This is a genomic window from Methylobacter sp. (assembly GCF_004322395.1).
Classification (GTDB): Bacteria; Pseudomonadota; Gammaproteobacteria; order Methylococcales; family Methylomonadaceae; genus Methylobacter_A.
The window spans coordinates 15530-39499 of sequence record NZ_SCTW01000086.1 but is presented as its reverse complement, the minus strand read 5'-3'; the positions used below and the strand labels follow the sequence as shown (position 1 = coordinate 39499).

Annotated in this window: 15 protein-coding genes and 1 pseudogene; 3 read left to right on the top strand and 13 right to left on the bottom strand. The window is 49.5% G+C overall.

Annotated features, from left to right (window positions below):
* Positions 1–121 precede the first annotated feature (121 nt).
* From EPO18_RS12175 to EPO18_RS12115, 13 genes are all read right to left on the bottom strand, one after another.
* Positions 122–1174 (bottom strand): efflux RND transporter periplasmic adaptor subunit, encoded by a 1053-nt coding sequence (locus EPO18_RS12175; protein WP_292433645.1) that lies wholly within the window; start codon positions 1172–1174, stop codon positions 122–124.
* 65 nt (positions 1175–1239) lie between these two features.
* On the bottom strand, positions 1240–2685 hold the full coding sequence (locus EPO18_RS12170; protein WP_292433644.1) for a TolC family protein: 1446 nt from the start codon (positions 2683–2685) through the stop codon (positions 1240–1242).
* Positions 2686–2854: 169 nt separating this feature from the next.
* Positions 2855–3337 carry a cupin domain-containing protein gene (locus tag EPO18_RS12165; protein WP_292433643.1) on the bottom strand — a complete coding sequence of 161 codons (483 nt, stop codon included), beginning with the start codon at positions 3335–3337 and terminating at the stop codon, positions 2855–2857.
* A gap of 347 nt (positions 3338–3684) precedes the next feature.
* Positions 3685–5007: a hypothetical protein gene (locus EPO18_RS12160; protein ID WP_292433642.1), complete on the bottom strand. Its 1323-nt coding sequence runs from the start codon at positions 5005–5007 to the stop codon at positions 3685–3687.
* 308 nt (positions 5008–5315) lie between these two features.
* A complete protein-coding gene (locus tag EPO18_RS12155) occupies positions 5316–6701 on the bottom strand; it encodes a heavy metal sensor histidine kinase (RefSeq protein ID WP_292433641.1) in 1386 nt (461 codons plus the stop codon).
* Entirely contained in the window at positions 6682–7353 is a 672-nt protein-coding gene (locus EPO18_RS12150) for a heavy metal response regulator transcription factor (protein WP_292433640.1), read from the bottom strand. Before EPO18_RS12150 ends, EPO18_RS12155 begins: the two co-directional genes overlap by 20 nt.
* 99 nt (positions 7354–7452) lie before the next feature.
* Positions 7453–10887, bottom strand: coding sequence for a mechanosensitive ion channel domain-containing protein (locus EPO18_RS12145; RefSeq protein WP_292433639.1), 3435 nt, complete (start codon positions 10885–10887; stop codon positions 7453–7455).
* A 643-nt stretch (positions 10888–11530) separates the two neighbouring features.
* Positions 11531–13489: a CHAT domain-containing protein gene (locus EPO18_RS12140; RefSeq protein ID WP_292433638.1), complete on the bottom strand. Its 1959-nt coding sequence runs from the start codon at positions 13487–13489 to the stop codon at positions 11531–11533.
* Position 13490: 1 nt separating this feature from the next.
* Positions 13491–14990, bottom strand: a complete 1500-nt coding sequence (locus EPO18_RS12135) for a metallophosphoesterase (protein WP_292433637.1) — start codon at positions 14988–14990, stop codon at positions 13491–13493.
* A 156-nt stretch (positions 14991–15146) separates the two neighbouring features.
* A complete protein-coding gene (locus EPO18_RS12130; RefSeq protein ID WP_292433636.1) occupies positions 15147–16871 on the bottom strand; it encodes a GMC family oxidoreductase N-terminal domain-containing protein in 1725 nt (574 codons plus the stop codon).
* 61 nt (positions 16872–16932) lie between these two features.
* Positions 16933–18501, bottom strand: coding sequence for a patatin-like phospholipase family protein (locus EPO18_RS12125; RefSeq protein ID WP_292433635.1), 1569 nt, complete (start codon positions 18499–18501; stop codon positions 16933–16935).
* Positions 18502–18538: 37 nt separating this feature from the next.
* Positions 18539–19402 carry an acetoacetate decarboxylase family protein gene (locus tag EPO18_RS12120; protein WP_292433634.1) on the bottom strand — a complete coding sequence of 288 codons (864 nt, stop codon included), beginning with the start codon at positions 19400–19402 and terminating at the stop codon, positions 18539–18541.
* Between the two features lie 66 nt (positions 19403–19468).
* On the bottom strand, positions 19469–20521 hold the full coding sequence (locus tag EPO18_RS12115) for an esterase/lipase family protein (protein WP_292433633.1): 1053 nt from the start codon (positions 20519–20521) through the stop codon (positions 19469–19471).
* 668 nt (positions 20522–21189) lie between these two features.
* On the opposite strand from EPO18_RS12115, the gene EPO18_RS12110 reads away from it, so the two are divergent.
* The 3 genes and pseudogenes from EPO18_RS12110 to EPO18_RS12105 all read left to right on the top strand — a co-directional run bounded on the left by EPO18_RS12110 (position 21190) and on the right by EPO18_RS12105 (position 23802).
* A complete protein-coding gene (locus tag EPO18_RS12110; protein WP_292433632.1) occupies positions 21190–21399 on the top strand; it encodes a transposase in 210 nt (69 codons plus the stop codon).
* Positions 21323–21553: pseudogene (locus EPO18_RS20815) on the top strand (hypothetical protein); the annotation flags it as partial. The gene EPO18_RS12110 and the pseudogene EPO18_RS20815, both read left to right, overlap by 77 nt.
* 299 nt (positions 21554–21852) lie before the next feature.
* Positions 21853–23802, top strand: coding sequence for a multicopper oxidase family protein (locus EPO18_RS12105; RefSeq protein WP_292433631.1), 1950 nt, complete (start codon positions 21853–21855; stop codon positions 23800–23802).
* The last annotated feature ends 168 nt before the right edge of the window (positions 23803–23970 follow it).

Sequence of the window (23970 nt, the reverse complement as noted above, 5' to 3'; positions counted from 1 at the left end):
CGCCTGCAAGCGCAAGCGAAGCCTGCACTCCGGTTGTTCGTAGTGAATAAAAATCCGACTTTTCTCGTTCCCACGCGCTGCGTGGGAACGAGGGGAAAAGAATCGAACGCGGAAGGACGCATTATTTTACTACCCGGATGCGTGTTTCCGGCGGCAAGCCGTAAACGCCTTGGGTTACGATAGTCATGCCTTCCTGCAAACCTTCGCCCGATATTTCGATCAAATTGCCGTCGCGCAGACTCGGCTGGATGACCTTCTGCTTGGCTCTGTCGCCCTCAACCACAGCAATCACGCTGGCCCCTGCCCTGGTCACCACGCTTTCGACCGGAACCGCCAAACGGCCTGAACGTTCTTCGGTAACGATACGCACATTAACGAATTGTCCCGGCCGCAAGCCTGAGCCGTTTTGTAAACTGGCCCGAACCAACACGGTATCGGTCAGTGGATCGATTTGAGCGCCGATAAAAATAAGTTTACCCGGTTGAATCGTTACGCTGCTTGCTGCCGAACCGGTACTGATTTCTACCGATTGCCCCAAGCGGAGTGAAGCCGCTTCCTGACTGGGCACATGAATAGCGATGTCCAGACGATCCAGATCGATCAAGTCCGCCAATATAGCATTCAAGCTCACCGCCTCGCCGACTTTGAAATGGATAGCCGCCACGGTGCCGGATAAAGGCGCCTTGATCTGCAACAAATCTTTCTGTGTCTTAGCGTTGAGCAAATCCTTGCGGGCGGTTTGCAGCAGCTGTTCCGCTTCATCATAGAGCTTACGCGAGATGTTATCGGTAGCGTTGAGTTGCTGTTTGCGCGCAAAATTCTTTTTTGCGAATTCGACGGCTACTTCGGCTTTGGCGATCAGGGCATCGGCGTTACGCGTATCCAGTTCGAACAATAAATCCCCTTTTTTAAATTGTTGACCTTCCTCGCAGTGGATTTGCGTGAGGATACCCATCATCGGCGCGGCGATTTTCGAACTGGCCGCCGGTTTGCCGTCTCTCGCAGATTCCGGTTCAACCGTGCCGTAAGCCATCACGTAGCGATGTAAAGTGGTCTTGGTGATCTTGCCTGTCTGTACGGCCACTTCGGTTACAAGCTCCTGCTCGTCAGCCCACACAGCCATGCTATACCAAGCTATACAGGCGATCAGTATTGCGATTTTGTAGTTTTTCATTAATACAAAAAATCGTTTAAAAAATTAAAAGATTATCACCACGAAGACACGAAGAGCACGAAGTTCTATTTCTTCGTGCTCTTCGTGTCTTCGTGGTGAATCGGATTCCTCATTGCAGAATCGGAAATTAACGCCGCCGTAAGCCTAGAGGCAATCGGATAACGCAAGGTATCTTCCAGCGTATTGAGCGCTTGTTGGGTCTCGACCAGTATATCCAGCCGGGCGCGCTCGGCGGCGGCATTTTCCAGTTCTGCGCCGAGCAAGGCCAAACCGTCGGTTTCCCCTGCCTGGAACATAGCTTCGGCTGAATGCAGGTTCTGTTGCTGAGTGCGCATTTGCTGTTCGGCAGCCTGCCACTTGGCGAGTACTGCCGCCAAACCTGCATGGACGCGATCGATATCGCCAAGAATACGCAGTTGCAAAGCCTCGAAACGCGCAGCAAGCTCATGGCGTTTAGCCTCAGCCTCGGCAATCGGCCCCTGGTTTTGATGCAATATCGGTACGGACAGCGCCGTTGCGCCTAAAGCCCAACGGTGCTCACCCACTTCCCAGGTATAACCGGGATTAGCCTGGATGTTGGGATACTGGTTGGCAATTTCGAGTTGCAACGCGGATTGTGCGGCCGCGTAATCGGCCAATGCCGCCAACACATCAGGCCGCTTACGCAGGGCGGTTTCCCTTAGTTCGGCGATCGGGACAAGGTTCAAATCGGCCGGCTGGGCAAGACGGGTAAAATCGAACTCGATCTTTGCCAACGCACTAACCGGTACACCGATAGCGCCGGCAAGCAACACCCTGCTTTCGGCGCTTCTTTTTTGCGCCGCACTCAGGTTTAGTTTTAGCTGGTTTAAGGCGAGATGCGAACGGATCACTTCGGGACGGGTAATTTCGCCGATTGCCAGCTGTTGTTCCAACCGTTCGCTGATCGATTGTTGAATGGCCAATTGTTGTTGCAGCAGTTGCTCGGCTTCCCGTGCAGCGTAAACTTCCAGCATCGCCAGACGCAAGCGACTACGGATTAGCCACGCAGTATCCGCTATCCGCAAGCGCGCCGCATCGATCAGATGCTCGGATTTGTCGATACGAAAACCGCGTTTACCGGCGGTTTCGATCGGAATGCTAATGTAGCTGGCGACAATCCAAGGGGCTACCGTCGTCACCAAGTTGCTAATCCAAGTCGGTGAAATATTGATATTGGGATTAGGCCGTTGAGCTGCGGTAATGACGGCGGCATCCATTGATTCAGCCTGGGCGCGAGCCAGCGCAAGGTCAGGATGGTAATAAATCGCCGCCAAGGTTAGCCGATCAATGTCCCATGCTTCGGACAGCCGCCCGCTTTTGTTGCCGATCACGCTATCAATAAAATCCCGCAGCCCGGTATCGGACAGCGTGCGTGCTTCGATGCGGGTTGCAGAGTCGGCGGCGTTTAGCGGCTTATCCTGGAAATTAGCGCATGCGGTCAGCGTAAGGCTTAAAAGGGTAAATAATATCAGGTAGAAGAGTCGTTGCATGCCGGAAATAGTAGCAGACCGATCCCAACAGTAGAATGACGAGAAGATTACAATGTTGTCAGAATTGAAAACAGGGAATGGGGCGCGGTGCGCCCCATTCCCGGCTGGAGCGTTGGGTTAGGCTTGATTTAAATTTTGCTGGGATTCGCAAGTTCACTCTACCTACGCGCTATTTCTTCTTACGGGGATCATCGGTAGGATTCGTATAAGTAATGCCCCATGGCCCTGTGGCGATTAGCTCGATAACTGTTTCCTCATCAGTTGTCCAGACATAATGAGTGTGACCTGCGGGTAGCACAAAACTGGAACCTGCTTTAAGCATCTCACCCTTCTTCGTGTCGAATATTTCACCTATGCCATTTCCTAATTTGCCGCGCAGGACTGTAATGACTTCTGTAAATGGGTGTATGTGTGGTGGAATCGGATAATTGGACGGAAATTTCAGCCAAGCGATAAAAACACCTGCTTTGTTTGGGTCACCAACTAAAACTACACTTTGGGCACCTTTAGGTAGTATCGGTTCGTCATTCCACTTAACCGTATCCGGCGTAAACGATTCCATGGTAACAGCGTGCATGCGATCAATTTTATCCTGAGCTAATGCAGAACCTGCGAAAGAAATAATAATTACGGCTATCAAAAAAGTTCTCATCTGGTCTCTCCTTTTCTAAAGCTTAGTGTATATGGTTTTAGAGCTGTAGGGTGGATTCGCCGCAGGCAATCCGCCACAACTTCGACTGGCTGTCATCAGCGTTGTGCGAAGTGGCGGTTTGCTAGCGCGAAACCGCCTTACAGCGTTTAGCGGCTTATCCTCGAAATTGGCGCAAGCGGTCAGCGTAAGGCTTAAAAGGGTAATTAATGTCAGGTGGAAGAGTCTTTGCATGCCGGGAATATTAGCAGGCCGTTCCCAACAGTAGAATGACGGGAAGATTACAATGTTGTCAGAATTGAAAAGAGGCAATGGGGCGCGATGCTCGCCCTACCCGGCTTGCGAGCGTCCTAATTGACGCAATTGTTAGATTCTTCATCATCAAGTGGATTGGGAATGTCACCTAATATTTCTTCTCGGTTACAGTGCTTCAGAAAAAAATAAAGCGAAGAATCAATGATTTTTAATATCTTACCGCCTCTATCATAATCAACAAATGGAGGTTGAATTTTTTTGTTAATTTGATGCTGAGTAAGATTATGAAGGAAAGCACCTAAGTCCCCAGATCTTACGTCTTCTGGTCTGTGATGAATTTTTCTAATCTCTTCAAGCAAAGTTGCCCTAGATAGCCCTTTTTCAATTTCCTCAAAGTCTTGAGTAAGCAATAGTTTGATGAAGTAATATGGAAAAGCTAGAGATGGCTTGCCACTTTGATTGCTGGTTCTTCGCGCAATGTCAACAAATGCTTCAAAATTACGTATATGGCGTACGCCATATTCTTCTGCTTTTTTCTTAAGTGCCGAATTCAGATTATCTTGGCTGATCAGTACAGCATTATTTTGCGTTTCATTGACACCAGCATCAGTACAGGAATATTTACAGATTTCTTGCACAACGCCAATACTGTCGAAGGAATCACTAATCAATTGTTCCTCCACATTGGAAAAATCAACATGTAGCATATCAGAGCCTTTCTTAATCACCTTCTGGAAATCGTTGGTATCCCAAGGCTCAACAGGTACCTCAGTTATTCTATCTAGCAAATCACCGTTAAACTGAATTAGGCGATTAGCCTCTCGCCATATTCCTAAAATAACAAAAATTATATGATGATCTTGAAAAACCCTTAGGTCATAGGCTAGTGTTTCTTGTACATCAAGTTCTAAATAATGAAAGTTTTCAAGAACAATATATTTCTCTGTTTCATAAGACTTTAGGAGTTCTGATACGTCTTGAGCAAGCGCTAGGTTATATTCTATGTAACTTTCTTTCGTGCTTGCCTTATCTGTTTTTTTATCTGATAGTTCGGCACCTACGTTTGTATCACCAACAAAAGGAATTTTTATTTTAAATCCTGCGTTTACTTTTCCACCATGCTCATAGCTACTGTCTGTGGTTTCTGATTCTATATATTTGATTTTTAGCTGCCTAAGTATTGATTTATATATATCAATTGATTGAGTCTGAGGCGAACACTCAACTTTGACATATTCTTCTTCATCAAGATGTTTGAGAATGAGCGAAGTTTTTCCTTGTTTGGATGAGCCGTAAACTATAACTTCATTCCCATCTTTAAGGGCGGATTTAAACCGAGCATCAACAGACTCTCGTTCCACATATGATGCTATGAGTTTGCTTTTAACGCCGAAAACGTCACTTGTTATATATTTCACTATATTGTATTCCTGAATCTAACGTACATATATACGACATTATTTGCCTAATAACCCAAGCAACATGTCGTATAACCCTGTTTCATTAAAATTAAAATATCTTATTGTTATAATGAGTAGAGTGTAAGTCAAGGCGACAGTTCATGCAAACAGCTCATCAACGCGCCTCAGGAAATTACTCGACCGAGTCCACACTCTACTGCTTACCTCTACAAAGCTTCGTGCTCTTCGTGTCTTCGTGTCTTCGTGGTGAATTGTTTTTGAAAGTTACCCATTGCTCCGGAGCCGACTGAAATAGCTTTTATTAATCAAGTTTTATCTGATGAAAAATACAACGTAACCACAATACCTTGATTGGGTTCGCTATGAATAACCACCGATCCGCCATGCAGTTCCATGATGGATTTGACGATGGCAAGCCCCAGCCCGGTGCCTTCGGCTGAACGTGCGGGGTCGACGCGATAAAACCGGTCGAATAATTTGGGCAGGCATTCCGCCGCAATGCCGCAACCGGTGTCTTGCACACTGACGCTTGCCGAGCCGTCGTCAGCCGAAGCCAATGACAAGCGGATTTCTCCTCCGTTAGGGGTATGCTGAAGGGCGTTAAGCAACAGGTTACTGAGCACGCGTTTAAACAGCTGGGCATCGGCATAAAGAAATCCCTGTCCGTCGCAGATCAGGCGAATACCTTTTTCCTCGGCCATGGCTTCATGGTAACTGCACACCGCTTCCAATTCTTCCCTGCCGTTCAGGCGGACCGTGCGCAACGGAATCCCGGTGTTTTCGGCCCTGGCTAAAAACAGCAGGATTTCGACCGTTCGCGACAAGCGCCGGTATTCTTCCAGATTGGATTCGAGAATCTCACGGTACTCGTCGGCGTTTCGCGGTCTGGACAAGGCGACTTCGGTTGCACCCATCAGGTTGTTAATCGGCGTGCGCAGTTCGTGTGCCAGATCGGCGGAAAACTGGTTGAGCTGGGCGAAGGATTTAGCTAAGCGTAAAACCATCGCATTAAAAGCGGATGCCAGATTGGAAAGCTCTTTAGGAGCGGTAGCCGGGTCCAGCCGTTCATCCAGCTGAGCGGCGGTGATGCCTTCTATATGCCGCGTCATTTCGGCCACAGGGCTTAGGCCGCGCCGCGCCACAAAAACGGCGGCCAAGGTTGAAAACAACAGACCGAAAAACAGCGCGGCAATAAGATTGTGCCGATATTTACCAAGGAGTTCGGCTTCGCTGGAGACGTCGAGCGCAATTTGAATGGTTTGCTGCGGCGTGGTTTTGCTTGACGCCGTCATCAACATTAAGGTTCGGCCATCTGCAATTTTCCGCACCGTCGTATCGTCAGTAAGCTCCGGAAACTGCATTGCCGTCGGCAAAGCTTCCATGCCCGGCGTTTCGATCAGGCTGCGTCCGCTTTGATCCAGGATTCTCGAGTAATAACGATTGACGGGCAAGTCGATGCCTTCGCTTTGTTCGTCCGCCAGCCGTTCCAGGTTGGGCGGCTGTTCCAGCAGCACGGTGCGCAACAACTGGATCTCTTTTAATAGAAATTGCCTGTTGTCCTGCGCCAGGGTTTCCGCCAGCGTCTGATGCAGATACCAGCCTATCGACAACAGAATCACCGAAGCCGAGACGATGTAAAGCAGCGTGAGCCGGGCATTAATCGACCAGGGTTTAGCGTTCTTCGAGGACATAGCCGACTCCTCGAACGGTGTGTAACAGTTTTTGCGGAAACGGGTCATCGATCTTCTGACGCAGGCGGCGCACCGCCACGTCCACAATATTGGTATCGCTGTCGAAATGAACATCCCAGACCTGCTCGGCGATCAGCGTTCGCGACAACACTTCTTCAGGCCGTTGCAAAAACAGCGACAGCAAGGCGAACTCTTTGGGCGATAAGTCCAGCCGCTGACCGTTACGGAATGCCTTGTGGCGAACAGGATCGAGCGTAAGATCGGCTAAAGTCAGATGTTCCGCTTGTCGTGCGGGGCCTCGCCGGAGGATGGAGCGGATACGCGCCAGTAATTCGACGAAGGCGAAAGGTTTGACCAGGTAATCATCAGCCCCCAGCTCCAAGCCTTTCACTCGGTCGTCGATAGAATCGCGTGCAGTGAGAAACAATATCGGAGTCTGCTTACCGCTACGCCGAAGCTCCTTGAGCACAGACCAGCCGTCGCGTAGCGGCACCATGACATCGAGAATGATCAGGTCGTACTCTACCGTAGTAGCAAGCAGCAAGCCGTCTTCGCCGTCAATACTGACATCGACGATAAAGCCTTGCTCGGTCAGCCCTTTTTGCAAATAGGCGGCAGTTTTCTTTTCGTCCTCAACAATCAGGATGCGCATTAATGGACTCGTCTATGTCTGGCACATAACAACGAAATACTTTTGAATACTGGCTTTAGAAATATATGAAACGTTGTATGTCGGTAAAATCAGCTTCCTTTACCCCGCGTGAATTTGCGGCACGCCATGATTTGCTTCATCATGCTCATGCACAACAGATCGAACGCGAACATCCCGCTGCGGAAAAGGAATCTCTATATTATGCTCGCGCAGGGCTTTTTCAAGCTGAATGTGTAACTCGTGCGTTACCGGCAATCGGTTTGACAGCTCGCTGACGAAGACACGAATAGAAAAATTCAAAGCATTATCGCCAAATCCGACCAGAACTACGCTTGGCTCAGGATCTGCCAGTACCAGCGGCATTGAGCTGACGGTATCGATCATGACTTTATGCGCCAGGTCTACATCGGAACCGTAAGCAATGCCGACAGGAATCACCACGCGTGTTATCGCATCGCTTAAAGTCCAGTTGATAAGCTGGCTGGTGATGAAGGTTTTATTCGGCACAATCAGGTCTTTTTGATCCATGTCTATCAGCGTGGTGGCGCGCATCTGGATACGGCTGACTTTTCCGGTGATCGTGCCGATAGTTACCGTATCGCCCACCCGTATCGGACGCTCAAACAGAAGGATAATGCCCGACACCAGGTTAGCAAAAATTTCCTGCAACCCGAAACCCAACCCGACACTGAGCGCCGCCACCAGCCACTGTACCTGCGACCAACTGCCGCCCAACTCGTTTGCGACACTGATAAAGCCTATCGAAAATAAAACATATTTAGCCAGCTGGTTAACCGCATATCTACTGCCCGTCTCTATCGATAAACGCCTGAACACCAATAATTCCATCACGCCTGAAAAGTTGCGTATAGCGACCACCGCAATAAAAATATAAAGCCCGGCCAGAAACAGATTGGTTAAGGTTATCGGTTGATAGCTTTCCTGGTTATCGACATTGACCAAATGTTGCCAAAGCACAATGCGGTCCAAAAATGCAAAAGCAGGCAGGATGTTTCTCCAAATCATCCAAAAACCGATTACCATAGTAAAACCAATAGCGACATTCAGCAGCTTTATGGTTTGCGCGTTTATTTTAGGAATATCGATTTGCTGCTCGTCAACCGGCAACACCGGGTCTTCCGATCCGGCCAAATGCTTCTCGGGAATTGCCGCAGTTTTGCGTTTTTGTCTGGCATTGGTGATAGCCAGCTGCCGGTTAACCAGCGTTAACCAGCGGAACACCAATGCATGAATGATAAGAATCAAAAATATCAGCCGCAGAGTAATAATCAGTTTTTGCTGCAATTCCAGTGCGCTCAAATAATAGCCTGCAACGGCAAAACCGATGATAACCAACGGTATACTGATCGCGGCCGAATACCAGACATAGCGCAGCTTAGCTATCCAACTTCCAGGGTTTTTGTTGATATAACTTTGTAATAATCCGGTTGAAGGCCTTAACACCCTGCCCGTAAACACGGCCATTGCAATCATGATGATAATCAACGCCAAACGGCCGATGCTGTCACTGTGCGCTGAAAATTTCGATGCGCTGGTACTGCCGATAATAAATACCCCCGGCACTACAATAAAACGTATCCAGGCAACCTGAGCACGCAAAAGACTGACCGACGTTTTTTGCCATTGAAAATGCTTGCGCGCTATGCCATCGCTTGCAAACAGGCGATAAAAAAATTGCAGTATAAACAGCGGCAATGCAGAATCCTGCAAGCCTGCACCGATGGCTTTAGTGAAATCGTCAACATCAATGCCGCTACTTAAAAACCAGCCTAAGTATTTGAAAATTAACGGCAGCGGCAGCACCAGTATTAAGTTATAGGCCAAGGCTCGTAAGGTACAATAAAAATTATCCGTGTTGCTGGAAATAACCGTTAACTCCAATTTTGCCCAATTTCTGCCCCGCTGCAAGCCGACAAAACACAATATCGCAATAAGCGTTAAAAACAAATGATGAAAAGCGAGCCTGACAGCGTCTTTAGTTAGCGCCATCCAGTTAAATGGCGACAACAACCATTGCGTAGAATGATATAAATCGGCTATATAACCCAGGTTGATCGGCTCTGAACTGGGTACCCACAGCAAACGTTCGTCAAGATAGGTGGCGAATTTAACGGCCTGAGTGCTCATTTGTTGTCTGGCAAAATCAAAGTCGCCCAAGGTGCGCAGATAGGTTGTATAAGCGACGTTGAGCTTGTTCAGCAACTCTTTTTGATTGTTCAGCAACACCCGCAACTCAGCTTGTATCATCATACGCTGGTCGGCTGGCAAGGCCTGATCGACCTGTTGACTCATCATGTCCCTTAGCCGGGAATCAACATCCATCAGTTGTTTCAGCTTGTCTTCAACCTTGAATTGCGCAAGGCTGGTCACCGCAGTTTCGTTCTGAATGGTCTGAGACTGCTGCTTAAACTCATCCTGAATCGATAAATCGCGCCGCTGCTCACGCAGGATTTTGCCCAGCGCCGGACTTAAACCCGCCAAACTGATTTTCTTTTCGGCGCTTTTAAAGTCGGTTTCAATTTCACCGGCTTGAGCTTCAACTTTGGTTTTTTGTTCGGTGTATTGTTCAGTTTTTGCGGTAATCTCCTGCAAATCACGGCTGTATTGAATATTCTCCCGCGTACTTTCCTGAATCAGCACATGCTTGCCGGAAACCGCTTTTTCCGCTTGACTCAATGCATCCTGCATTTGCTTCGCTTCCTGCTGGCGCATATCTAAAGTCAGGCTCTCAATTGCCGTAACAATCGGGTTTAACGTCGCCTTTTGTATATCCAATAACTGAAACTGGGTTTTAAGCAACTCGACTCTGGCCGGATTGCTGATCGCTTCGACATCGAGCATCTTCAACTCGGCAGTGCGCGAATCGATCAATGTTTTCAACTGCGCCTGTCTGGCTTCAACTTCCAATTTTTTATCCGCTTTACCGGCAGGAACTTCCAGCTTTTTCTGCGCCGCTTCAAGATCTTGTCGTGCCGCTACCGTTTCTTCGCGTATCAACTGCGGACGGCTGTTTTGCAGAGTCAGATCGCTTTCGATTTTTTTGATCTGCTCGTCCAAATTACTGATTTTTCCCTTTTCAAGAATAAGCCGCTGCTCAAGCTCCTCTACCGGTATCTGATTAAAATCTTCCAGTTTTTGCTTGGATACTTTCAGCAAAGCCTGCTCAAGTTCCTTTTGCAGCTTTTTGGTTTGCTCCGGCGCTTGCTTGATAGCAGCCTTAAAGTCGGCGGTCTGAGCTGTAAACTTTTCGATATTGCTTAAATTATCTTCCGCCGCCTGATAAATAGAAAGCAACTTGGATTTCGTCGCCTCATCAATACCTTCGCGAGTATTGATAGCCTCGATTTTGGTCTTCAGCGTGTCTTTGTTGATTTCAAATATTGCGCTTTTTTGTGCTGAGTCCGACTCGGAATTTTTAGCCCATGCCCCGGTTGAACCCAAGGCGATGATAAGAAATAAAAACAGCAGGGAATAAATCCTCGATTGAGCGGCAGAGAAGTAAATGATTTTCATAGATTATTTAAGATACTGCTAAGAATGAATACACGGTGATATTGTAAACTGTTTTTGCCGGTTCCCAAGCAGGAAGCTTGGGAAGAGCGTGATTAAAAGGCGTTTTTGGCTATCGGCTATAAATTTAATGTTATTAACTTAAGCTCAATAACATTAATTAAAGCTTAACTGTGCGTACTGAGCCTTCGACTATGCTCGTTTTTCGAAGAATGAGGATGGGCCACCAGATGGATCGGCAACACCTTTTGCGCGGATAAGAAGAATAAAGTTGATCCCGAATCCGGACATTAATTTCAGTTACGCTCTGTAGGAAAATAAGCAAAGCAAATGGAAGATTTTTACAGAGGCGAAAAGAGTCAAGGTTGCGCTGGAATCGATCAAGAACACGAAAACGATCAATGCACGGAGAGATCCTGACCGGTTGAATGCCACGAGCAATCGAACATGGAACTGGACCAGCTAAAAAGATGGACACGCTCCAGTTGAGCGCGATGTTAGCGGCCAAATGTATAATTACGAGCCTCATGCTTTTCAAAATCAACAATGCTGACCCCATTGAGATTATTTTTCATGGCTTTACCTGCTCCCTCATCATCGTCCCAATATCAAGTGGATGTACAATACTACAAAGATAACCGAGCGCTTAATAAGTATCCCCCAACGCATCCAGCGCTGCCTGCGCTAAACTTGCCCATAGAGGAGTGCTCCAATGCTTCAGATAACGTCTGAACTGGCGCCGCGTTGAAATTATCGGAAACGCATCGGAACACAATTCGTTCAACATCTCTTTGCAGTAATACGTGATATCGGCTTCCAGCGATTCAGGATCGATGGTTTGCCCGCCGTAAACCGAGCCCAGTAAACTGAGTTCCGCGTGCGTGCTGAACGCATAAGCCCGCTCATCGCCTGATGATTTGCGTATCTGCCATTCCACGATCTGCCGGGCCGCGTTCCATAATATGCCGTATTTATGTGCCAGTTCCTTGAGCACGGGGCCATCGTCGTCCCGATTCAGTATTGCGATAATCGACAGGTACTGCGTAATCACCCAGTGGTTGCAGGGATCGATTTCCCAGGCGTCACGGTAAAAATCGCGGCAGGCTTCATAAGCTTTCTGGGCCATCGGTTGCTCTTCCGCCAGGGTATAGGCAATACCGATGCGTTTCTCGCTGGCGGCGCTGATACCCAGGCGCTGCGCTTTGTCCTTGGTTGATATGATAGCGTGTGACTCCTCGCGCCAGTTTTTCAGATCCTCGCGGACCGATTCGCACAGCGCTGCCAATTCCTTGTTTTGGGCCTCGTTAAGGGTCTTTCCGGCGCTGCCGCTCCCTTCCTCATTCGCCCCCACCAGTTCGTCGATGCGATCAAACTTCACTTCGATTTTTCGCTGTGTCTGCTTGTCGCGGAACAGGTTGACCTGCCGTTCAAAATTCCACGGCACCGTTGAATACGCGACGATGCTAGCCCAGTCATGCGTTTCCGGCGAATCCGTGCGCAGTCGTTGCCGCAGTTCGTAGAGCACCCAGCGCGGATCGGCGCCGTTCAGCAACCCGCTGTAGAGCACTTTGGCCGCGATGGCCGATGCCTTCATCCATAACGGAAACTGGGAAGCGATGACCCATGGAATACCCGCCGCGTTTAGTTCGTGGGCGATGCTGCCGCCGGGCGTCAGTACCGATTCGATGTTGCCGGAGTCACAGGTCGCCAACGTGACAAGCGTCGGGCGAAATCGCGTATTGCCGGCCGAGTCCCGCGAGGTCAGAGCGATGGCGAGGCGTTCGCCGTCGACGATATCGGCGTTGTCACCGGTCTCGCTGCACAAGGCCACGCCGTAGCGCTCATCACCGGAATATTTGAACGGCGCGCCATGCGCCAGAATGTGAACATGGGTAAATTCGGTTGAAGCGCAAAGCGAACGAATTTGCTCAAGCGTGGCGTTGGGTAATACGGTCAGCAACTTTTTGACTTCCTCGATACGATTCTCGTCCTTGATCTTGACCCAGGGCTCGATGGCCTCGCGCAGGGCTTGCAAATGGGTTTGCGCGGGCACGTAAAGCCCGGCCGGAGCCGCGAAGGCGAACAGAATGCGTGGCGGGCGTATCCAGTCGACCGGCAGCGGGCGGCCTCGGCGGATTTCCCGCGTGATCGAAATCGGGGTGCGCATTTGCAGGAACAGCGGCGATCCCGATCCTGGAAAACCGTCCGGCGCCACCGCCGCTTCGAAGGGAACCAGGCCCAGTTCAAACGCTGACATCGCCAACCGCAGATGAACGAGTTTGCCGTTCTCAGCGCCGGCATTGCCGAGCTCTGAAAGCAGGGCGGGCACCTGGCCGAGCACGCGTCCAATGGCTTCGCCTATGTCACGGACTTCCGATTGCCGCTGATCATCGGTGGCGGGGTCTTTATCCAAAGGGTATCTGAGCCGCCGCAGCCTCATCAGAAGTTGGCGATGCTCGAACGGCATTTGCAGCGTCACAGGTCCGTCGGAGCCGCATAAGGCAATATAATTGGTCAGCGGAGATAACAATTGATTGTGGGCAGGGCCGGACCGCAAAAGTTCAAGTTTGACATTACGGATTTCTGACGTGTGATTTTCGGTCATATCACTTCCTCATAAATTGCTGAATAATCTGGGGCGCGCCGGTTCCGTCATTGATGATATGGTTTAAACGGCCTATGACGCCGCCATCTTCAACCTTAACCGAGACGGCGCTGGTCTGGTTCATAACGAAGCTCTGTCCACCGAATTTCGCGCCATCGATCAACTCCATGCGGCCATCGATCAATACATCATAAACCGGCTTGAATGCGTCCCTGTCCTTCAGCATCGCATCGGTAAAACGCAGCAACCGGATCCAAGTGCCGCAATTGAAGTAAAACCGCCCGCCGCCCATGTCGATGGCGCGCTCGAGATGCGTGTGCCCGGTAATGATAAAATCAATCGAAGACCCTACTGCCGCTGTTACATCTTTGAACGTGTCGTCTTGATCTGTATGATCGAAAGTTTTGTCGTCAGCCAACCAGTCTTTCAGGGCTCGGCGTAATGCCTCATCCTTGGGAACATTCCTCAGCCAGCCCGTCAACCGGTCAAAGATCAATTGCCAGGTACCCAACGGCGCTTCCGGTTCCACAATCTGGGCATTGGGGCGGCCAAGATTGGCCTCGGCCATTTCCAGCATCTGGTCAACATCCTGTGAATTCTGTTGCGAGTAACCCCTGATGCCTTCGCTGAGATTGGGGCCCAGCAATTGGTCGACAGTCACGCTAGAAGCATTCACCTGCTCACGCGGCAGAAACCCTTCCGCAGACAAGCGCTGGTTGACCTCCTTGCCATCACGTACTTTTTCACCAACGATAGACACCAGATCGGTAATTTTTGTGGCTTGGGATGGGTCGAGAACGACCAACGTGCCAACCGCCGCCTGGGTTTCGGGTTTTAGCAAATCGATCCATTTATATTTTTTCTTGACCTCGTTCATAACCTCCTTAACCATCCGCGTGCCGGCGTTCGGATACCATTCCTTGGGATCAAGCGTACGGCCGGCATTCAGGCGCCGCCCGACTTTGGCCAGATCTTCGTAACGATTGTAGTTCCAGGCATCGACTTCATTGCCGTGCGTGCAGTAAACGCGGGCATTACCGACCGTGCAGGTATAGCCGGCGCCGATGGTCGAGAATTCAATCCGGGCGCGTTTAATCAGATCATCGTCCGCCAGCCGCGTCATGATAAAGCGCTGAACCGTCGGGAAAGACATTTCGATATCGTGGTTGCCGATGATAAAGATCAGCGTGCGCCGCTCGGTTGCCACGAAAGCGGCAAGAGCATCCCAGACGCCGACAAATGACGCGTCTTTCATGATCCGGTCAACGGTAGCGACGGCCTGTTCAACAACGATATAGCCCGGCAATTCCTCGGCCAGAGTATCGAAGACATCCCCGTTCAGTACCAGCGCCACATTGCCTGCCGGGCATTGCTTGCTGACCCAGCCTATATAACCGGCCAGCCTTTGGGTCTCTTTCAATATCTGAAAATTGGGCTTATTGCCGCCCATATGAATGTCCGAGATCACATGAATCTCATCATAAGCAGGAAAATCGCTCATACTTCTACCTTTAAATTGAAATAAAACCGCGGGATAAATGCTGAGCCAATTTGGAGTGCCGACATTTGTTCCTCGGTATTCATAATTTTTATCGTCTGTTGATCTGTGCAAAAGGCTCAATCAACAGACGACCAGCATAAATGAGAAAAACGAGGGTTATAAATCCGCATCCGGTTTGATGCCGGTAATACCTTCCGCGACGCGCTCCGACAATGCACAGATCGTCGCAACCGGATTGGCTCCCACTGCCGTCGGCAATAACGCCCCATCCGCAACATATAAGCCGGTATAACCGAACACCTGGCCAAAGGTATCGACTGCCGCGCTGGTGACGCCTTCCGCGGGGTCATTCGCTAAACGGCAACCGCCCAAGGAATGGACAGTAATATTGCTTTTCATAGGCCATAACCAATTCGGCAGGGGGATGAATGCTTTCCCCCCGCTCCACTCCTTGAATCGGTTGCCCATATCGAGGATGGTCTGATACAGGGACATGCTGTCTTTATAAGGCCATTTCACATGCAGAAAACCGTCATCGTTCAATTCCATGACCCCGTTGCTTTTATCTATGCCCATACACAACAAAACGCTGCTGGTATAGGAAAGATCGCCTTTCAGCAATTCATTGAAGGCATAGCCGATCTGCCCGTTGGTGATGCCCTGCATGAAGCGGGCAATTGCCATTTTAGCGGTTCGGATAAAGGCGCTGAAATGCGAAAAGCCGGGCTTAAGCCCTTCTGTATACCAGGCGGCAAAATTGGGGTAGCTGGCATCCTCCAATATAAAGGCATGATCCCGATTGAAATTTTTGAACAGATTATAATCGGTGCCCTGGGTAATGACCGGCCCGTAATTGGGGTCGGCGGGTTTGTCGCCATCGATAACAAAAGAGAGAAAATCCCCATTGCCTGAAAAATGCTGGCCCAGCTTTTGGCTGATATTGGGCAGTGTTTTGTAAACATCACGGCAGCGCATCAGCAGCTCGTTTGAGCCTAGCGTGCCGGCCGAAACCACCACTCGGCGGGTTACTGCGCTGTGCTGCGCATGGCCATCATTCAAATCCTGCCAATAAACCCGGTAACCGAACTCGCCGCTGGCGGCGAAATTTTCATTGCCTTGCGCATCCAGGGGCACTATTTTTTCACCGAGGACTTCGGTTTTAATCGCGGCGTTATAACGCGTTTCAGCAACATGCAGATAATTCAAATCCAGCGAATTTTTCGATTGCGTGTTACAGCCCAGGTCGCATTCGGCGCAATAGACGCAGGAAGTTTGCAGCGCGCCGTAACGATTTTTCTCCTGTACGCCTATATCTGTCGGATTGTCGAAGTCATTGCCGAAGAATACGTTGATATCGAGCAATTGCGACTCGCGGCCGTCCGCCTTAGCGAATTCCTGAAACAAGCCCGTGCGTATAACTTGTCTACGCGGATCGTCACCTTGCGGCACAGGCCTGGCACCCAGGACTTTCTTGCTGACCGCGTAATATGGTTGCAAAGCTTCTTTTTTGCTAGTCTCCGGCCAGCTTTGGTCAAACACTTCATCGGGGGGCTGAAGAAAGACATTGGCATAGATCAGTGAGCCGCCGCCCAAGCCTGCACCGACCAAGGCATCGATGTGTTCAAAGTTGCGTATATCGAACATGCCGTGCGTTTCCTTGTCGGCGATATTTTTCGGCCTGTTGCGCTTTTCCGGCAGAAGATTCCAGAAATTGTTGGCCATGCCACGCGGAGAGCGCGGGAAAGACCCCATGGGGTAGCGCTTGCCGCGTTCCAACAGCATAACTTTGCCAGGCCATTTTTTTGCTAAACGGCAGGTATTGATTGACCCGCCAAAACCACTGCCGATGACAATTGCTTCGTAATCGTATTTGATATCCATCGTATTCTCCCAGATACTTTTTTTGTTTTTATTAAATTATTTTAAAAATTCAGGACTGAATTTAGGCTTTTGCGCTGGTTTTATGTGCCTGCTTAACGTACGTATCCCAAAGTTCCCGCATAAAGAAGCCGCTGAAAACGCCTAGTGTCTTTATTTTTTCCTGGAAGCTATCGGCATGCGTGACAGTCAGAGTCGACACCAGCTTCGTCAGATCAACCGCGCCTAAGGTCAGAATGCCTGCGCCGATAATTGCCCCTGATTTATCGGCGCCCTTGTGCAATTGGGTATACAAGGTGGTGGTCTCCGGCCACAGTTTGAATACCGAGCCATCGCGCACTTCCTTTCTGCCGGCCAGGTAATAGGCTTCGCCCTGATGTTCAAAACCCAGCTCATAAACCATCAAGGTCAATTTCGGGTCGTCCGTAGGCTTGAACAGGTTGAATACACCGGTATTGGCGACCATGCCCATACCCAATGGCGCAAAATCGATTGTGCCGGTTAAGTGGCCAGGATGATTGGCATCCTTAACAAAAGCATCCATATCGTCGATGCTAACAGTAGCGTGCATGGCTAATTGGGTATTCGCCTGCTTGCCTTTTGTTTGGCCGTCCCGAGGGTCAACTGCATCGAGCGAAAAACCGCCCTTCATTGTTTCTTTAAATTGAAGACCTGTTTTTTGTGTTGTCATTTTTAGTATATAAGGTTCAAACGGAACCCCCTCCGGTTTCATGCTGTTAAAATAAGCTCTCGCATCGGTTCGCCCCATTTCGATCAGATCGTTATGGCTGATTGCCCCCGTATACAACGCCGAGTCCAGTGGTAGCGGGTGCGCGGGTTTAATCAGATGAAGAGTGATGGGTTGTTGATGTCCATAGAGTTGTTCGCCATTGGCTATGCGGGCATTAATATCCTTGATTTGTTGAAGTTCTTTAATCAAAGCACCGTTTGCGCTCATTTCCAGCAGTTGCACATAGGCATTCAGCGGGCCGCTTCGGTAGCTTGGGATATTGCCCATAACCCAGACTAGCCACAATTCATTGGCACCGCGCTTGACGGCCTCCAGCAAATTGGCATCCTGGATAAATCCTGAATCCAGATAAACCGCATCCTTGATCGTGACGGGCGGCAGCGTACCGGGCAACGACATGCCAGCCACCAGAAAATCCTCCATCATATCCTGGTGTAGGATGACTTCATTCATTTTCTGGCCGAAGTTGCAGACGTTAAACGTGCCCTGCACGCCCTCCGCGGCGCGGATTTTTTCAAAATCGATGCCCAGATGCGGATAGACTTTTTCACGAAAAGCGGCTGCGGAACCTGCGGCGACAAATCTTGGCGGCCAGATATAATTGCCCAATGGCAGGAAAGAGATCGTCTTACGCATGTTCAAGGTGCGCCAGCGTTCGCAGATGTCATCTATCTTCAAGCCGGAAAGTAGCATGGCCAGATTGAGCGAACCTCCGGAAGTACCGTCCATATGCTGAAATTTAAGGTCATGCGCAAAAATTTCGGCTAACGCGCCGGCTGCGTATGACAAACGCATACCGCCTCCCGGTAGAATGAGCGCCCTTTTAGGCAATCGGCTGTCATCTGCCGCCGCGCCTTGAGGAATGTGGGCTTGTGCCGCCATAACTATTACTCCTGCCTATTGATTATTGCCATAAAAATTATACCGGTGGAACCGGCGCATCGGGCGGGGATAGCCATTCTTCGCTCAATCCCAGATTGATCACGGATTCAAAGCCTTCCGGGGCTTTTTCGGGCAACTGATCTAAATCGAGAAACCAGCTTTCGATATGATCATCGAGCGTGCCGGTAATGGAAGGCAGGAAAACCGTGGCAATAGAGTCGCCGATTTCCAGCTCCTTCATGGCCTGCAAGCGGGGATGATCGCCAATGACAAAGCGGGCTTTGGCATTTTTTAACAGGCGGACGCCGCATTTAGTATCGAGCAGAATGTCCGACTTCATCAGCATCCCGCGGAATGAACAGTAATTGGAGGCGCGCATCTTGACCGGTATGCAGGTCGTTTTCGGTGGCTCTATTTCGACATAAGTCACCAGTTTGCCGTCCAGGTCATACTGGCTGCTGATCTTGTCATCGGTGATTTTGAAATCCAGATGCCCTTGGTGCTTCGGCATGCCCCAAATGCCTTTGCCGCCTTTAACGGATATTTCGGACGATACCGGTAAGTCGACGACGTATTGGCCGGTCTTGAAGAAATTCATGAACAGACCCGGCAGTAATCTTGGCGCCGGTTTCTCGCCATGTGTGCAGGCTATGGCGATGCTGTATTCGACGTATTTTCCGATAGGCGTCTCGCGGTAATCGATAACGGTCACTATCAGCAACCCGGTGTTCCACAAACGGAAGGGATGGATGCCTTTGGGTAGAAACGCCTTGGCTTTTTCCGGATTGATCGGGAATACCGCCATCAAGGCCGGTGAATTGGTGGCGGCGACGGGCAGCTTGAATGGAATGCCATCGACCAGTGAAAAGCGACCCGCATATTGTTTAATTCGTTTTGGCATGCAAAACATGATCTTATCTCCCTTGGCGCCGTTGATTTTTAGCGCAGTGTTTATTGTTGTTATGAATTAATCTTTATTGAGTTCTTCGATGATCAAAGGAAAAGTATCCCGAGCCGCATTCTTGCCCATGAACACATCCAGATGACCGTAGCCGGGCAGCACATGGAGCGAATGATAATTGGGGCGCAACCCGGAAAAATAGTTGTACGTATTGACCTGACTAACCGGCAGGAAACAACGGTTATTCTCCCCGGCAAAGAACGCAAACCTGGCGTCAGTTTTTGGCGCGGCCTTTATGAAATCCTCGGGCAATTCGCTGAAGCCCTCCACGGAAACAAGATGACCCTGCCGAGTGCAGCGGGTGATCTGCTCGAAAAAACGCAGCGGCACGGCGCCGAATTCTTCTTTCAGCCACTCATGGGTTTCTTCATTCAGATTTTCATGGCTCCACAAAGCGGGAAAACCGCTGCCGTAGGTAAAACTGACCTGTTTGCAAACGGCGTTATGGCATTCATGATGCGTCATATTGACCAGCAGGGTAATCAGCTTTGCAGCCAGATCGGGCGCTTCAACGCCCCAGTGTGGGTTCAGGTATTGCGTAAACAGTTTGACGAGCGGTAACAGGTATTGAAGCTTGAACGAAGACCAGCCCGGCACAACCGGATGCAGGGAAACGGCATTGCTGACGATAGTAGTGACTTCGGGTACAAGCCCCGCGAGGGCCGACATCGTAAAACTGGTCGAACCCTGACAATGGATGATGGCCTTGACCTTGTCCGCACCGGTTTCGGCAATAATGGTCTTTACAGCCTTGGGATGATCGTAAAGGGCCGCCTGATCCAGCGTCCATAAATTCGGGGGAAAAGCGATGCTGCCCCGCCAATTTTCCAGCCACACATCATAGCCCTGTTCGATCAGCGCATCGACTATGGTTGTCGCCACCGGCGCCCGGTATATAGAGGCGCGCACACCAGCACCATGCACCAATATGACCGGGCCTTTTTCCGGCGCTTTCCGTCCTTGGACATTAATCAGGTTTAGTTCTACGCCATCATCGGTAATAAAAGGGATAATGCGCTCATCATAGCGCGCTTGGCAATTCGACGTTTGCGAAGGCATAAAGATTCTCTCTTTGCATTTATTAGTATTTGTTATTGACCCTAAGGGTTTTAAGAAAGACGGAAAGCATCTGTTCCCAAGAGAGTTTGATAATGCGTTGCCACATTCTTTTAGTGATGCAACAAATTCGGATTCCCAAACAGATCGGCAATGACTGGGTGAATTCCTATGCTAAAGCCATAATCGGCATTCAAAGGCCACACCTTTCAATAAACTCCGCCGCCTAACGAGCTATTTTACCCATATTCATAATCCTAATAAACGGCAAAATACAACTCTAGCCAGACTCCAACGCTGACTCATTTTCAGAATTTACCGGCTCCAATATGACCAACATATCCGGTGCTCCAGTCTCAGACCCCTCAGCCCAAGTATAGCTAAAATATTAAGATCCATAGTAAAACAGTCAGGATAATATACTTTAAAATCTATTTTTACAATTATTAACTGATGTTACGCAGGGCAATCGCGCTTAAATTATCTTGACCTTTATAATCAATTAGTTGGAGATGCGGCTCTTTCAAATTTCGTGATTTAATGTAAAAAAATCACGAAATAGAAGTTCATATCATATTGATTTTAAATAATTAAAATTTAAGCGCGATTACCCTGGGATCAAGACTTATATTGAAGACGATGACAGCTTAGGGAGACATAAGGAACAATTGATGCAAGTGCAAGGTGTTGGCGAAGTAACGGCATTAACATTAGTGACTCAGTTACCTGAACTGGGCAATCTGTCCAATAAGGAAGTTGTCGCTTTGGTAGGTTTAGCGCCTTATTGTCAGGATAGTGGCAAAAAAAACAGGACGCAGAGTCATATTTGGTGGGCGGGAGCTAATCCGGTCAACGCTTTATATGGCGACGATGAGTTTTAATAAGCCCATCAGGGAATTTTATCAGCGCCTACTTGGCAATGGTAAGCTCAAAAAGGTGGCTCTTATCGCCTGCATGAGAAAACTATTAACTCTCCTAAATTCCATGGCGAAAACAGAGAGCGAATGGAACCCTGATTTTGCAAAGACAGTTTGATTTTTAACACAGTTGCTAAGGCGCGTCTTTTTGCGCCGTAACCCAACATATTCCCGCTGCAAAGTTATTGCTCTAACATTTTCACCTGTTTTTTCTTGCAATCGCCGACAAAAAAGCTGCATAACATAACGCAATAGCTGCGGTTTTATGCATTTTTGATTCCTAATGAAGTATGGTAACTTACCTGCGCCGTGGTTATGCCTCATTAAAAACCTTAGCCGCTACGGCGTCCAGCTATAACGATAACCTTAATAATTAGTGGCTGGGTTGAATACAAAAACAACTATGAGAGAATAAAAATGCGAAAGAAAACAACAAGGAAACTGGCGGGCTTAGCTATTATGGGAGCAATGACTGCTCCTCTCGCCGTTTTAGCCGATGGCGCACCATTACAGCTACCGCAGTCGGTTAGCTCCGACCCGCAAAGCAAATCTTTAAAGGTTGAGCTGGAAGTTAAATCCGAGGCATATACTTTGACCGGCCCCTCGCCGACATCGAAGGACTTAACCAATCCGGTAGTAAAAGCACGAGGCATTAAGCTGACCGACAGCAAACCCACTGCATCTCAGCCCAACGGATTGCTGGTTGGCCCCACATTGCGCATCCGCCCCGGCGACAAATTCGATGCCAAACTGATCAACAGCCTCAGTTACAGCGAATCCGAAGGAGACGGCAGCCATAGCATGACCAATCCGCACGGTTTCGATGTCATCAACCTGCACACGCACGGTTTGCATGTATCCCCCAACAGCCCTAGCGACAATGTATTGATCAGCATTTACCCGCAAGACACCCCGTTCACCCCGCTTGGCCAATGCCGCCAGGAAAGCGGCAAGGCAAACTGCGTAACCGGACATTACAAGTATTCATACGCCATCCCCGCCAATCACCCATCCGGCACCTACTGGTACCACGCCCACAAACACGGCGCGGTATCCATGCATTTAGCCGACGGCTTTGCCGGGGCGTTGATTGTCGAAGACCCCAAACACGGATTGGAAAGCTTACCGCCAGTAAAGGCGGCCCAAGAGCAAATCTTAATGCTCCAGGAAGTTCAATATGATGGAGACCACAAAGGCGATTCCACAGATCCCTATCAAATTACCTGTATGAGCGTTTATGGCAATAATACAGGCTGCGCTTTCGGCGGCTCGAATTTGCCTACCCCAACAGTCACCAACAACGCCATATCGGTCAACGGGCAATTCCAGCCTTCCATTTCGATGCGCACCAATGAGGCTCAGCTATGGCGGGTCATCAACGGCACCATCGGCAATGTAGTGCCGATGTGTTTTCTGCCCCTGAACGGCACAACCGCGCCTTCACCGGCCTCCTATGTATTGGCGACCGACGGCGTAGCCTTGCAACGCCCGACAACAAACACTACCGACTTGCCGGTACTCATCGGTAACACGCCTGTGGCTAATCCTGTTAACGGCAATGACATATTGAACAACGAGTTGCTGTTTCTGGCCGCAGGACAGCGCTTGGACCTGATGGTCAAGGCGCCCACCAAACCAGGCACTTACGGTTTGTATGATTCCTCAGTTGCAGGCGCAGGCCTTCCAATCGGGCAATTATGCCAAGCGTCGGCATATACCAATGCAACGCCGATTCTTACCGTATCGGTAACCGAGTCCGCGAGCGAAATAGTCTATAACATGGCAGTTCCCAGCCAAGCGGAGCTTAACAAACTGACTGCACCGGCGACTATCACCGAAGAGCAAAGTCCGCAGTTACCGACCCAGGGCGTAACCTACGGCTTTACCACCAATACCTATGCGGACAAAGACGGCGGCGCTTCGGTAGTCAACGGCAGAGTGTTCAACCCTCTCCGAAGCCAGCGCAACCTTGCCTTGAATCAAGTGGATAAATGGGCCATACAAAGCGCTGTCGATACCCATATGTTCCACATTCACATCAACTCATTTCAATTGGTATCGCGAGGCCAGTTGAAATATCCGTTCCCGGTTTGGCGCGATACCCTGCTGGTTAATTGCGCCGGCGTCGCCGAAACAAATGGCGGTTGTTCATTCCCCGGCGGACTGACAGGAGCTACCCCGTTAAACAATTACGGTGAAGTAGTGCAGTTCCTGCAACAACCTTTGGACTACACCGGCGCTCTGGTAGAGCATTGCCATAATGTCAGCCACGAGGACAACGGCATGATGGAATTGGTGGAGATATTACCTTCTAGCCAAGGCAAGAAAGGTAAGTCTGGGAATATGCATAAAGTTCACAGCCATTAAGCTGTAAACCGTAGATGCAGCTTCAGATAAGTGCATCTACGGTTCTTTCGATAAATAATGCCCTACTTTCACAGTCTCGCCCCCCACATAACTACGATCACATTTTAATATGATGTGATGATGCAAAATCGTTAACAACTCGAAATCCGCGCATTATATAAGTTAAGT

Excerpts from the sequence above, each read along its gene's own strand:
- EPO18_RS12130 (WP_292433636.1), bottom strand. The coding sequence starts at position 16,871 with ATGGATATCAAATACGATTACGAAGCAATTGTCATCGGCAGTGGTTTT.
- EPO18_RS12135 (WP_292433637.1), bottom strand. The coding sequence starts at position 14,990 with ATGAGCGATTTTCCTGCTTATGATGAGATTCATGTGATCTCGGACATT.
- EPO18_RS12125 (WP_292433635.1), bottom strand. The coding sequence starts at position 18,501 with ATGGCGGCACAAGCCCACATTCCTCAAGGCGCGGCGGCAGATGACAGC.
- EPO18_RS12115 (WP_292433633.1), bottom strand. The coding sequence starts at position 20,521 with ATGCCTTCGCAAACGTCGAATTGCCAAGCGCGCTATGATGAGCGCATT.
- EPO18_RS12140 (WP_292433638.1), bottom strand. The coding sequence starts at position 13,489 with ATGACCGAAAATCACACGTCAGAAATCCGTAATGTCAAACTTGAACTT.
- EPO18_RS12105 (WP_292433631.1), top strand. The coding sequence starts at position 21,853 with ATGCGAAAGAAAACAACAAGGAAACTGGCGGGCTTAGCTATTATGGGA.
- EPO18_RS12150 (WP_292433640.1), bottom strand. The coding sequence starts at position 7,353 with ATGCGCATCCTGATTGTTGAGGACGAAAAGAAAACTGCCGCCTATTTG.
- EPO18_RS12165 (WP_292433643.1), bottom strand. The coding sequence starts at position 3,337 with ATGAGAACTTTTTTGATAGCCGTAATTATTATTTCTTTCGCAGGTTCT.
- EPO18_RS12120 (WP_292433634.1), bottom strand. The coding sequence starts at position 19,402 with ATGCCAAAACGAATTAAACAATATGCGGGTCGCTTTTCACTGGTCGAT.
- EPO18_RS12170 (WP_292433644.1), bottom strand. The coding sequence starts at position 2,685 with ATGCAACGACTCTTCTACCTGATATTATTTACCCTTTTAAGCCTTACG.
- EPO18_RS12145 (WP_292433639.1), bottom strand. The coding sequence starts at position 10,887 with ATGAAAATCATTTACTTCTCTGCCGCTCAATCGAGGATTTATTCCCTG.
- EPO18_RS12175 (WP_292433645.1), bottom strand. The coding sequence starts at position 1,174 with ATGAAAAACTACAAAATCGCAATACTGATCGCCTGTATAGCTTGGTAT.
- EPO18_RS12155 (WP_292433641.1), bottom strand. The coding sequence starts at position 6,701 with ATGTCCTCGAAGAACGCTAAACCCTGGTCGATTAATGCCCGGCTCACG.
- EPO18_RS12110 (WP_292433632.1), top strand. The coding sequence starts at position 21,190 with ATGCAAGTGCAAGGTGTTGGCGAAGTAACGGCATTAACATTAGTGACT.